The organism is Flavobacterium ovatum (assembly GCF_040703125.1).
Taxonomy (GTDB): Bacteria; Bacteroidota; Bacteroidia; order Flavobacteriales; family Flavobacteriaceae; genus Flavobacterium; species Flavobacterium ovatum.
Window position 1 is genome coordinate 2,225,725 of sequence record NZ_CP160035.1, and the last position, 13,900, is coordinate 2,239,624.

General features: G+C 34.7%; 7 protein-coding genes. 2 read left to right on the forward strand and 5 right to left on the reverse strand.

The features are described 5' to 3' along the window. Nucleotides 1-182: 182 nt before the first annotated feature. Complete coding sequence (locus ABZP37_RS09530; RefSeq protein WP_366182505.1) at nt 183-1,934, reverse strand: cytochrome c peroxidase; 1,752 nt, start codon at nt 1,932-1,934, stop codon at nt 183-185. Between the two features lie 87 nt (nt 1,935-2,021). Next, complete coding sequence (locus tag ABZP37_RS09535; RefSeq protein ID WP_366182507.1) at nt 2,022-3,476, reverse strand: hypothetical protein; 1,455 nt, start codon at nt 3,474-3,476, stop codon at nt 2,022-2,024. 1,599 nt (nt 3,477-5,075) lie between these two features. Between ABZP37_RS09535 and ABZP37_RS09540 the strand changes: the two genes are divergently transcribed. Continuing rightward, nucleotides 5,076-8,309 (forward strand): TonB-dependent receptor, encoded by a 3,234-nt coding sequence (locus tag ABZP37_RS09540; RefSeq protein ID WP_366182509.1) that lies wholly within the window; start codon nt 5,076-5,078, stop codon nt 8,307-8,309. Between the two features lie 77 nt (nt 8,310-8,386). Then, a complete protein-coding gene (locus ABZP37_RS09545) occupies nt 8,387-10,003 on the forward strand; it encodes a RagB/SusD family nutrient uptake outer membrane protein (RefSeq protein ID WP_366182511.1) in 1,617 nt (538 codons plus the stop codon). Nucleotides 10,004-10,659: 656 nt separating this feature from the next. On the opposite strand, the gene ABZP37_RS09550 is transcribed toward ABZP37_RS09545, so the two are convergent. The 3 genes from ABZP37_RS09550 to ABZP37_RS09560 are packed head-to-tail and all read right to left on the reverse strand — an operon-like array spanning nt 10,660 to nt 13,878. Continuing rightward, the gene (locus ABZP37_RS09550; protein WP_366182514.1) at nt 10,660-11,667 is read right to left on the reverse strand and encodes an L-rhamnose/proton symporter RhaT; all 1,008 of its coding nucleotides are present in this window, start codon (nt 11,665-11,667) and stop codon (nt 10,660-10,662) included. 42 nt (nt 11,668-11,709) lie between these two features. Then, on the reverse strand, nt 11,710-12,756 hold the full coding sequence (locus ABZP37_RS09555) for an aldose epimerase family protein (protein ID WP_366182515.1): 1,047 nt from the start codon (nt 12,754-12,756) through the stop codon (nt 11,710-11,712). A 27-nt stretch (nt 12,757-12,783) separates the two neighbouring features. Further along, a complete protein-coding gene (locus ABZP37_RS09560; RefSeq protein WP_366182516.1) occupies nt 12,784-13,878 on the reverse strand; it encodes a mandelate racemase/muconate lactonizing enzyme family protein in 1,095 nt (364 codons plus the stop codon). Nucleotides 13,879-13,900: the final 22 nt, after the last annotated feature.

The following is a 13,900-nucleotide window of genomic DNA, read 5'->3' on the forward strand; positions in this document are numbered from 1 at the left end:
GAGTCAATATGTTTGACCTTTAAGTGCTATTTCATCTTTAGCAGCGTTGCGTGAATGATAGGAGCAAGCTACCGAAGTAGCGCGGATAGCACGACAGCATTGCAAAAACAGGGCACATCACCGCAAAGTAATGTGCCCTGTTTATGGAATGGTGGCACGCCCATAGGATTCTTTTGATTTTATTACTGAATGTCACTGAGGGTTTTCATGAAAGCTATTAATGCTTTTTTCTCAGGTTCGGTAAGATTTAATTCATCAGCTGGGAGGGTTTGGTTGGCTACGGGTAAACCGAGGCCTAGGCCGCCACCATTGTTATAAAATTCGATGACTTCCTCTAGGGTAGTGAAGACGCCGTTGTGCATGTAAGGACCTGTTTTATCGATATTTCGCAGTGTTGGGGTTTTGAAAGAATTTCTGTGAATGATGGCTTGGGTGAGATTGTATTTCCCTAAGTCAGTGTCGAGTTTCCCCATTTTGTTGGGTATGCCTAGTACTTCACTTTCGGTTTTATCAAATTTTGGAGGAACGGTTCCATTGGTCAAGGGAATAAAGTGGCAACTGGCGCACTTTGCTTTTCCTGCAAAAAGGTTAAAGCCTTGTTTCTCTTCGGTTGTATAAGTAGTCTCATTTCTCATATAGCGATCAAATTTAGAATCGTAATGGCTAAGGGATCGGATGTAAGATGCCAAAGCATTTTTGATTCCAAAGGCATTGATGTCGTTTTTTGGAAATGCTTTTTGGAATTGTCTAACGTACTTTTTGTTTTTCATGATTTCAAGTGCGGCTTTGTCTAGATTGCCATGCATTTCGTCTTCGTTAGTGATGACGGCCACGGCTTGATCCTCAAGGTAACTCACTCTAGAATCGTAAAAAAAGTTACGTTGGTAGGCTATATTTTTTAAGGTCGGCGTATTTCTTATTAGGGAGGAGTTTCCGTCCATGCTTTTGGCAGTTGCTAGTCCATCGGTAAAGGCTTTATCTTCGTAATGGCAGGAAGCGCAGGAACGGGAGTTATCACCAGACAGAATAGGATCATTGAAAAGAATTTTTCCCAATGCGATTTTTTCGGGAGTAGTTTTGTAATCTAGGAAACCTGAAAATCCTTCGACATCAAAAACGTCTTTGTCAAAAAGTGTTGCTGCCGTAGTTTTGAGTCCGCGAATTTCTTCGAAAATTGGGATTTTTAATTCCAATTGTTTTTCATACAATGCCTTGCTGATTGGGTTGGCATATTGTTTTATAAAAGTAGCACGATCAAAAGCATTGTAGTCAGTATGCGATGTAGTGTAAGCAATTGCTTTTTGTATCAATATGGTTATTTTATCTTGTTTATCAACGGTGTAGGCTTTGTAATAGTTGGCAATACTTTGCAAGGATACTGTTGCTTCAGGAATAGATTGTTGGGCAATAGGAGAATCAAATCCTGTAATTCCCATAGTAATGATGCGGAATATTTCTAATCGCAGTGCGTCAAAAATGTGTGCATCTGTGAGTTCGTTAGTGTTTGTGATTTTTTTTAAACGAATTAAATTTCCAGATAACATAGCCAATTGTTGTAATAATTCTTTTTTGGTTGTGATGTCGTAGTTAGGGAAAAGCATTTCTTCGATCACTTGAAAACCTTGTGGGTCGATGATTTTATTGTCATTGACTTCAAATTCGGGTATGGCTGGGCCATTAATAGATTTGGAAACTTCGGGAAAATAGTATTCGCTCAACGCTTCAATATCTTTATAGGATTGATGTGCAATACTAAATTTCTTTTGGATTACAGCTTCACTTTTATGAGCCACGATAGCATTTTGTAATTGCTTGGTATTGGCGATTAATTGCTTGATATTTTCTTGAAGCAATTGTTTCACTTGATTGTGCTTGGGTTTTGTGTCGCAGGAAACCAAAACGAGGGATAGTAATAGAAATAAATATTTTCTCATAATAAATGTAAAAACCTTTTTTAAACATAAAAACAAAAACCACGACTCCTAAGAATCGTGGATTTTACAACTATTTTGTATGGTGAATTATCTAGGCAAACCTTTGATTAATACAATTTGACTCGCTTGTTGTTCGTTTAGACGAACAGTACCTCCATCAACACCTTTGTACTTTGTTCCTGTCCAGGTATGAGGTTGAACACTTAGTAAGAAAGCATCTTTTACTCCTATTTTGTCTGAAACATCAATTAATGCACCGTATTCCCAGTCTCCAAATTTTGAAGTACCACCTACGTTGTATTTTGCAGCATCTACCGCAGTACGACGTTGGTCTAACTCAACTACGACTTTCAACGTTTTTTTGGCAATGTCATATTGGTAAATATAACCATCATGAGTTTCGTCTCCATATCCATTTGGGTCCTCTTGAACATACACATAGTTTGTTGTTACACAAATATTGTCAGGATTTTGGAATTTACCAGCAATTCCAGTACGGTCATCACCATCAAGAACAACTTTCAAAGTTCCTTTTAAAGGATCATTATCGTCCAAGTTCAATTGATACACTCTACCATATTTGGTTCTTGATGCATCTGCATTGGTACCAGTTGTGTTTTGCCCCGTAACATTAAAGTATAGTTCTCTGTTTGAAGTTGCGCTACCTTTTCTATAATCTAAGTCTTCAATTCTGCCAAATTTCACGGCTTTTAGTGTGTTTACGGATGCGTTAATTTGTGCACCTGTCAACGTGGTGTGATTGTTAATTTTTACAAAAGAAACAGCATAATCTTGACCAACGGCCATGTCTTTTTCTCTCTGATTGTCATCGTTTCTTTTTAGCATATAAAGAGATCCGTTTTCTAAGTCTCCCAATTTATCTGAAACATACATGAATAATTGTCCTCCATAAGTTCCGGAATCGTCATCACCAATTACTACGACAGTTTTGCCTGGAAAAGCACTTTTGTTTAGAGGTAAAGCATTTTCAGCACTTAACCTTCCAAAAGCAGGTAACTCCTTAGTGATGTTAGCCCCTGCAACGTTTCCGTATGGGTCAACACGATGCGTTCTTGACTCTTCACCAGATTCTCCACAGGTTAAGAAGTATGGTCCAAAACCGTGTTCCTCTGGAGTAGCCATAGTTGCGCCACACAATCTCCATGTTCCACCGCTTGAGTTTAATAGATATTCTCCTTTTACAGGCTTAAATGTTTTATCTAAGGTGATTCTTGATACAGAGAAATTATCTTCGTTATTTACCAAGAAGGTATAAGTTCCATCAGGGTTTTTCAATAAACCACTACCATCTGCGGATCCTCCAAAAACATAATTAGGGCTTTCAGGAAGTATATCATCTGAACTCAATAAAGAAAATAATTCTAGATTTTCAAAACCTGCTTTTTTAGTCAATAATACAGGTGTTACCGATTGATCTTTCAAAACTACATCTGGGTTTGTTACAAAATCAGATTCTGTTTCGTCTTTATTACACGACACTATTGTCAATGCTAAAAGTGCTGGTAAAATAATTCTTTTCATTTTTTTTTCTTGTTTTAAATTTTTACAAAGAAAGAATTCAAGTATTAATGGAAAACACATTTTATATTATGAAACTTTTAACGTAATCGGTCTTTTTTGAGAGAAAGCAACAATTTGTTTACAATCGTATTTTTTTCATTGTTAATATAACAATCATAGACTTTTCAGTTTTACCTTTAAGTCCTAGATTTTAATGATGTTAGGGAAATCAAAGAAAATGAAGGGTGTTACCAAACTGTAAACATATTCCAAAACAAAAAAGACCATTTTGAAAAAGATGGACTTTTTTTTGTGGGCTACGCCTATCATATGTATAGGGGGTAAATCTCGAACGAGCTTGACAAAGGGAATCGTTAGGTGTTGGTAGTGATCTCAAATCTGAAGATTATTGCGACAGTAATAGGTTTCTTAATTTATTATGATTGAACGGAAAGAAACCTAATATAGGGCCTACTCTGTGTGTTAGCTAGATTTAGACTGTAAAGCCAAAGAGTTGGACCTAAATAGAGGTAGTAAATTATGTCGATTACCGTGAAAGAGATCTGAATTTATAGTAGGAGGTCTGCAATATTATAAGCAAAGAGGAATGAAGTTAGATGGCTAATTTACTGGAACAGGTTATTAGTTTCAGGAATTTGCAACATGCCTATAAAATGATAAGAAGCAATGGAGGCAGTGGAGGAGTCAATATAATAAGTGTAAAATACTTTTGATATAAGCATGGGAAACACTACCAAGAACTTCAATTGGAAATAGGATAGGTAACTTATGGCTTGAGGGATACTTTGAAGATGACTCAAATGTTTTAGATTAAAACTATGAAAACGAGCTATTGGAGTTAGGTTTCTTATCAAGGTAAAAGTAGAAAAGCCTTAGTGTTGGCGAGTGGCATTGAGTGGAAAAAGGTGGTAGGGTTTATTTAACAGTCAAGGCCTGAGTATGGGAATGAATAATAATTAGTTTTTTAGAACAAGGCTTATATAGGCTAATGCTGAATTACCAGAAGTTATTTTGTAGTCGACTTTAGGTAAACTGCCTTACACATAAGTATATACGGTGGTTTTAGATGAGGACAAAGTTAAACTTTAAAACATAACTTTGGCGCCTATTTTAATTTTAGATAACTATTTTTTAATAGTAAACTGATTTAGTTTTTATGAGGTAATTATAACGATTTTATTAAATTGGTTTACCAGATTAAGCGTTTTAAGCTTTTATTTAGAGAACTTGTATTTTTTTAATAAGTTAATACTTATTTTAATATGTTTTTTGACTAATTTTTCGTTAAAAAAATAGAGTTTTATTTGCTGAATTATTCTAAAAAAAAAGATTTTAGTTATAATTTTTCAATAAATTTTAATCAAAAGAATGAATTGTGTTTTTATTTTCATTTTTTATTTTTTTATACGTTGCAGGCTTTTTTATTGGTCAAAAAAAAATTATGTTTGTTTAGTTGATTGGTTAACCAAATTGGTTGATTGGGTTTTAAGATTTAAGTAGAACAATTTAGTCTAAATTTCTCAATCGATATAGTAATAGTAAAAACGAGGTTAGCTCAAAAAAACAAAATCAAAAAATAACTAACAAACGGATTAAATTATGAAAAAAACGATTTTAATGTTTCTCTTAGTTTTCTCAGCTATTATGAGTGCTCAGACTGGTACAATTAAAGTGTCAGGAAAAGTACTTGATAATACGGGTCAATCTATTCCAAATGCTACTGTGATTGTAGATGGCAAGAGTACAGTAACAGATATTGATGGGAAGTACGTGATATTGGCCAATAGCGCTAAGTCAGTTCTGAAATTTTCTTATTTAGGATTTGACTCAAAAAGTGTTGTTGTGGGTAAGAACACAGTATTAAATGTTTCATTAGTAGAATCAAATAATGTACTTAATGAGATAGTAGTTGTTGGGTATGGTACTCAAAAACGTTCTAGTGTGACTGGGTCAGTTGCAAAACTGAAGAGTGATCGAATTGAAAATGCTCCAGTATCTCGATTGGATCAAGCCATTCAAGGAAAAATTGCTGGTGTAAGAGTACAAAATATATCATCAGAGGCTGGTGCTGATACGCAAATTAACATTAGAGGTATCAGTTCTGTAAATGCTGGTTCAGGTCCATTAGTAGTTGTTGATGGACAACCAATGCCAGACGGTATGTCCTCTGTAAACAATGCCGATGTAGAATCTGTTGAGGTATTAAAAGATGCTGCTTCTGCTGCTATTTATGGTTCTAGAGGTGCAGGTGGTGTAATCTTAATTACTACAAAAAAGGGTAAAGAAGGTAAAACAAAGTTTAAATTCAGTAACAATACTGGTTTTAAAACGGCTTACGAGACTTATAACGTAATGAATTCTGTAGATTATGTTACTCAATTATACGCAGAATCGGATATGAGAATTGCAGATCCACAATTTTTCACGTACAATAGTGCTGGTGCTTCTGTCGCTAAAACTCGTGCCAATACAATAGGGTCTTTGGGTAAATTTCAAAGTCAATATGCTATTGAAAAAGAAATATTAGGAGGAGAAGGTACTGATTGGCAAGATGAGGCTTTGAGAACTGCTATCTATCAAGACATCCAATTCAATGTATCGGGAGGTAGTAAGAAAAGTAATTTTTATATTTCAACTGGTTTTCAAAATGACCAAGGTTTAATGTTGAAAAGTAATTTCCAAAAGTTAAATTTCAGATTGAAATATAATACAGACTTAACGGATAAAATTAAATTAAGCCTTAATTTGAATCCTTCAAATACTAAAACAGAAAAGCCTGTTGCTAACTTTATTGACTTTGCAAGGTTTCCTAGTTTTATGCCAATCTACCATAGTCAAGCTACGGTTGATTACATCAAAGCACAATATCCTAATTCTACTGTAAAGGTAGGTGATTTTACAGATGATGATGATTTTATTGGTTTAGCTTATAATGAGACTACTTTCGGTCGTAAAATATATGCTCCTGATGGTACTGAATATAGTGTGACCAACGCTACGGCAAATAGACCATTTAACACTTCAAACACGAATCCAATGCGTAATTTAACGCAACAAAATGATAATAATAATCAATTTCGTTTTCAAGGAAGTGCTGGTTTAAATTTTCAACTTGCTAAAGGTTTGGATTTTAAAACAACTCAAAGTATCTATTATAAAAATTCTCAAAGAGTACAAACTGGTGAAACAGATGCGTCAAGAATAGGGAATCCAAATTATGCTACTTATACTAATGGTACTTATTTTGATTTCTTAACAGAAAACACTTTAAATTATAATAAAACTATTGGTAGTCATGATTTTACTGCTTTGGGTGGTTTTACATACCAATCTACAAACACTAAATCATTGGTTACTTCTGGAACGACGTTTTCAAGTGAATCTATCAGAAACTTAAACTATGCTACAGTTGTTTTGCAACCAATTCAATCTGATATTACTGTTGGTTTAACTTCATTTTTAGGAAGGTTGAATTACTCTTATATGAGCAAATATCAATTTAGTGCTAGTTACCGTACAGATGGAAGTTCTTTGTTTGATGTAGGAAATAAATGGGGAGGTTTCCCAGCAGTTTCTGTGGGTTGGGTAGTGTCAAAAGAAAACTTTTTGTCTAATGTAAGCCAAATTTCAAGATTAGCGTTTAGAGCTAGTTATGGAGCAACAGGAAACAATGCAATTACTCCATTTTTATACCAAGAAACTTTGAATAGTTCAAACTATGTGAGCGGAATAGGGAATGGTTCTGTAACTGCAGGACTTGCCAATTTAGCTAGTGTGTATAGTAATAGTGATATTACATGGGAAAGAACTTTTCAAACCAATTTAGGATTTGATTTATCAATGTTCAGAAGTAGAGTAAACCTTAATGTGGATGTATTTAAATCGAATACTGAAAAATTATTACTTGAAAATTCTGCGATGTTAACATCAGGGTCAAGCTCTATAATTACAAATGCTGGTAGTTTGGAAAATAAAGGATTTGAAGTTGAGCTATCTACGGTTAACATTAAAACAAAAGACTTCACTTGGAGTACAGACTTTAATTTTTCACAAGCTAAAAATAAAATCACTGAATTAGGAGATAAAACGTCTTTGATTTCTCCAACAATTGATGGTAGAAACGGATTGAATAACTACGCTATCGTTGGGCAACCATTAATTAGTTATTTTGGATATAAAACAGCTGGTGTATGGAATAGTACTGCTGATATCAATGCTGCTAAAGCTTCTGGTGAAATTATTAGATCTGATTTAACAGGTGATCTTGTTGAAGGAGGTTTGAGAATAGTAGATACAAATGGTGATAAGATTATTGACACAAATGACCGTGTACTTTTGGGTAATCCTTATCCTGATTTTACTTGGGGTTTGACAAATAACTTTAAGTATAAAAATCTAGATTTGAATTTTACTTTACAAGGAGTACTTGGAGGAGAATTAATTAACGGAGACATTAATTATAACGAAATCAAAGAAAGAGTAACAAATTATACAGCAAACAGATGGGTAAGCCCTAGCAATCCAGGTGACGGTAACACACCCTATCTTACAAACGGTGTTAATCCACTTTTTACAGATAATGCTATCGAAGATGCAACTTATTTTACTTTAAGAGAGATTTCTTTAGGATATAGTTTTAATGCAAAGAGCCTTAAATTATCTAGTTTAAGAGTTTCGTTAACAGGTCAGAATTTATTATTTGTTACAAAAGATTACAGAGGTATAAATATTGAAGCTAGAACATCTCAAACAAGTCCGTTGATTGATGGGTATCAAAGAGGTGGATTCCCAATACAGAAAATGATTATGTTTGGTGTAGAAGTTGGATTTTAATAAAAATAATTGTTAAAAAACGGATTCATTTAAACCTTTTTTTTGATGAAGCTATTATAAATTTTAAAAATATAAATATGAAAAAATATATCAAAATAAACAAACTGTTTATTTTATTTTCTATCCTTTCGTTAGTAAGTTGTTCTGACAATATAGATATAGAAAATGTAAACAAACCTTTGCAGCAAGATTTTTATGTTTCTGTATCTGATTTTAATACAGGATTAAATGGTTGCTACAGTACCTTAAGAGCACCAATTGCTTATGAGTGGATGTTGACTGAAGTACGTTCAGATAACACCTATCTTAATAACTATGGAACAACCAATCCTCAGAACTTACAAATCATTAGTAATGATGTATTTGAAGCACCTTCATTTGATTTGTTTATAGAGCAATATTGGGCAACTACTTACACTAGTATTCGAAGTGTAAATGGATTGGCAAGTGCTTTGGGAACTAATTACAATCCTGCTACAGGAACTATCGATTATGGTACTACAAGTACTAGTTTTCCTTTGTCAGTTACTGAAAGAAAAAGAATTTCAGGTGAAGCTTCTTTCATGAGAGCATACCATTATTTTAATTTAGTAAGAGTATATGGTGGTGTCTTTTTGATTGATAAAATCATTACTCCTGATGAAGCATTATTGATTCCGAGATCAAGTGTTGCCGATATTTATAAATTTATCATTGCCGATTTAAAAAATGCCACTGCTAATTGTACTACTGCAAAATACTCTGCGGCAGTAGGAACTGGTGGCGCTGCAACAAAATGGGCGGCAGAAGCATTATTGGCTAAAGTGTACCTTACTTTAGGTCAAAAATCTGATGCTTTACCTTTATTGACAGATGTCATTACTAATAGTGGACACAGTCTTATTACAGCAGGTACTGCTCCTTATTCAGATGTTTTTTCTTCTACTAATGAGTTAAATCAGGAAATACTTTTTGCTATTCGTTTTAAATCAGGAGGTTTAGGATACGGTAGTTCATTGTCTAATTTATTCTCTAGTACTACAGATCAAAAAATATCAGGCTTAGTGTATCCTACAGGAACAAGAGGAGGATATAATAATCCAACTCCAGAATTATATGGGAATTACGCAACTAATGATAAGAGGAGAGATTATAATATTAAAACTAAAATAGTTACACCAGTTACTACTACAAGTGCTAATAGTCAATTGTATTGGGCAGGAAAGCATAATATTGCGGTTTCCGTTCAAAATGATTCTGAATTAGATTGGCCAGTTTTACGTTATAGCGATGTATTGTTAATGTATTGTGAGGCTTCAAATGCACCTACCACAACTGCTTCACTATCTTATTCTTATTTGAATCAAGTGCATGTTAGATCTGGTGCAACTGCAATAGTATTGGCAAATGTACTTGCAACAGCAGGTTATGAGAAAGCAGTTGCAGATGAAAGAAGATGGGAATTTGCATTAGAAAATCAAAGATGGTTTGACTTGTTGCGTTTTAAAACAACAATGCCAACAGTAAATGCAAAAACAATAATGGAAAATCACTTTACTGCTATGCAACCATTCTATAGTCAGTTTGATGCGGCCTACACAACGCCACAATTAATTGCAAAAGTTAATAATGTTAAGTTCGATTTATCACCGATCCCAAATGTTGAAATCGTAACGAATACAGTACAAAAAATCCCGAATAATCCTGGATATTAATCTTGATTTTTGATTAGGATTAAAACACTAAAATAATACCACAGATTGGTTTTTAGATAATGTAATTTCATTTTTTTTGAACACCCAATGGCACTTGTTTATCGCAAGAGTTATTGGGTGTTTTTTATTGGTCGCTATAAAACTTTAAGCCACAGTATAAAAAAAATATACGGATCATAACCGAAATTTCACATATTAGATCTATGTAATAGGAAGTTATTGCTAAAGTTATTTTCAATTAATGATGCATTTTTCTTAGATTGAGTACATTTTAAATCTTGTTTAGAAACAATAAATAACTTATACCAATAATGTTTGTAAAATAGTTCAATTATCAGTTTGAGCGCAGTCGAGAACCGCTATTACATCTCGACTGCGCTACCTATGACGTTTTAGTTTAAATACTTGACTTACATATACTTAAAAAAAAACACACCCCTAGCCCCTCTCAAGAGGGGAATTAGAAGTGCTAACATTCAAATAACGTCATTTTATATTGCTTTTTTTAGAATAAAAATTACTCCTCGACGTGACAAAAATTAGATTGGACTAAATTGTACAGGTTTTTGGTATTAAGTTAATTATATTTTATAGCCATAAAAAAAGTCCGTTTAATTAAACGGACTTTCTTATTATTATAAATATTTGATAAACCTTTACGAAGTTCCGTTTCCGAAAGCAACAAATAGTATTCCAACCACCATACAAGCCAGTCCAAAATAGAGGAAATTTCTAGCTTTACCAGAGGCGTTAATCCATTCTTTAGTTACGATTCCGCTCATGATGGCAGTAACCACACAAGAGGTGTTGAAGATGGCATAACCAACCGTATTTCCGCTATTTCCAAGTTTGAAAGCTGCGAAAGCAAACAAAGCAGAAGCTGCGTAATGAAAAACGGCCATTACCAAAATCAAGAAAAAGTTTTTGCCAAAAGAAGGTGTTTTGAAGTCGTTCCAAGCTTTTTTGGCAGACAATTGCCATACAAAATAAGCAGTCATAACCAAACCACCACTGATGAAGATTGGGAACATAACAGCTACGGCAGTAATCCAATCGGCGTTTCCTTGTGCTTGACAAGCATCATGTAAGTACGGGCGACCCACTGCATTGGCATAGCTGAAACCAGTTGCCAATAAACCACCAATAACAGCGATAAGGATTCCGGTTGTCATTGATTTAGAATCTGTACTTTCTTCTTTTTTCTCAGCGCTTTCTCTAGCGTATCCTGCTTTTCCGTTGGCGAAAATTCCAATCAAAACAATGAATAATCCGATAAGGATTAAAGTTAATTTGTTGGCAGGAGGAAGGTCTTCTACAATAAATGGAAGTAGAGAACCGACCAAAATCACGGTTCCGATAAATAACGAAAATCCTAATGAAAGACCGATGTAGTTGATGGCTTTACTCCACATCATTACTCCGATTCCCCATAGGAAACTCGCCAATCCCATTTTGATTAAAATATCTGTTGGCATTTCGCTAAAAATGGTCGAAAAACCATCAATTAAAGTAACCGATGCGATGATAGGCACAACGAACATGGTTAGTAAAAAGAATAAACTCCAAGTATTCTCGTATTTGAAATCTTTGGTGAATTTTTCTGGCAGTGCGTATAAGCCGAGCATCAAGCCTGCAAATATGGCTAATAATATTCCTTCGATCATAATTTTTGTATTGTGTGGTGGTTAATTAATTTTTTTTGTTGACTAGAAAGATAGTTTGAAAACAGTTTCACTTTCGAATGTTTCTCCTGCTTTTGTGATGCAGTTTGGAGCATTTTCCATATTGATTCCGTTTGGATAACGATGCGTTTCACAACAGAAAGCACGGTACTTACCAAATTTCTCTCCTGTTTCCCTCACAATGGCATCCGAAGTATATTTTCCGGTGTAGAATAACATACCAGGTTCTGAACTACTGATTTCTAGTTTGCGACCGTTTGAAGGGCAATTGATTTCGGCTACTTTTTCTAATTCGAAATTGTTTTTATCGAAAATATAGTAGTGCTCAAAACCGTCATTCATTTTAGTATGAACCTCTTTGATAGTTTGAGTAGTTCTCAAATCATCTTGTTGTCCATCAAGGTTGACGATTTCGCCTGTTGCGGCTCCAGTGTCATCCATGGCTAGTTTTTTGCCAGCATGCACTTGAACCGAATGGCTCTCGATAGAATCTGAAAATCCAGATAGGTTAAAATAGGTGTGATTTGTCAATGAAAGGGGAGTGTCAGCATCAGAATTGGCTTGGTATTTAATGCTCAATTCGTTGGCATTATTTAAGCTAAACCAAACTTGAACTACCACATTTCCTGGGAAACCTTCCTCAAGGTGATTGCTTAGTAATGACATTTTTACTACTGACGCAGCTTCAGTTTGGATAGTTTCGGCATGCCATATTTTTTTATCATATCCAACAACACCTCCGTGTAAATTATTAGCTCCACAGTTAGCTGCTAATGCGTATTCTTTTCCGTTAAGACTGAATTTGGAATTTTTTATTTGCGAAGAATAACGTCCAACGATGGATCCAAAATAAGGAGCGTTGGATGTATAGCTTTCAGAAAAATAGTTATCGAAATTTTCAAATCCACATACTAATTCATCTCTTGTTCCATCTTGATTAGGAACAGAGATTGAAGTTATTGTAGCACCATAATTCATGATTTTTACGGTCATACCGTTATCATTTGTTAAGGTGAATAAATCAATTTCTTGATTATTATGGGTTGCAAAATTGCTTTTGGTTGCTTGCATTGTGGTTGTTTTTTGGTGTTAATAGACTTAGTTTTGTTCGAAAGGCGCTAATTTATTCCAATCGAATATTACTCCAGTACCAGGATAATCAGGAGCTACAGCTCTATGATTTTCGACCACTAAAGGACGAGTGGTGTACTCATCAATTGGGAAACTATGCACTTCTAACCATCCTGAATTGGGTTGTGCCGAAACCAAACTTACGTGTAGCTCTTGCATACCGTGAGAACAAGCAGGAATATTATGTTTGTCTGCTAATCGTGCTGCTGCCAACCATCCTGTAATTCCGCCACAATTGGAAGCATCAGGTTGGATAAATGATAATTTGGCTTGGTCAAAAGCGTACTCAAATTCGTGAATCGTATGTAAGTTTTCACCCATTGCCAATGGAAAACCGGTTTGGTCAACAATTTCGCCATATCCTTTGTAATCGTCTGGAATAATTGGCTCTTCAAACCAAGTAATATTTTGGTCTTTGAAACCTTCGATAGCACGAATGGCTTTTTCTTTCGACATTGAATAATTGGCATCTACCATAAAAGTAACTTCTGGACCAACAAATTCACGTACGGCTCTGATACGTTCTAAATCTTCTTCAAGATTTTCACGACCAATTTTGATTTTCACAGCTGTGAAACCTCTTTCCATGTAACCTTTCATGTTGTTCAAAAGCTTTTCGATAGGAAACATCAAGTCGATTCCGCCACAATATGCTTTACAGGTATTTCCTTGTCCACCAGCCATTTTCCATAACGGTAAGCCAGCTTTTTTACATTTTATATCCCAAAGGGCAATATCGATCGTCGAAATAGCAAAAGAAGCAATTCCGCCACGACCTACGTAATGTACATGCCATTCCATGAAATCGTAGATTCCGTCAATGTCTGTGCCGTCTTTCCCAACTAGAACGGAAGCAAAATCATGCTCCACCATAGCCTTTATGGCATGACCACCTTTTCCACCTGTGTAGGTATATCCAGTTCCTTCCGATCCATCTTCAAGAGTGATCGTCGTAGTAATTAATTCAAAATGAGAATGATCACCGTGTTTGGCATCATTTAATATTTCGGGTAAAGGCACTTTAAACAATTGCACTTTTACATTTTTAATAGCAGTATTCATGTTTGTCTATTTAAATTTTTTA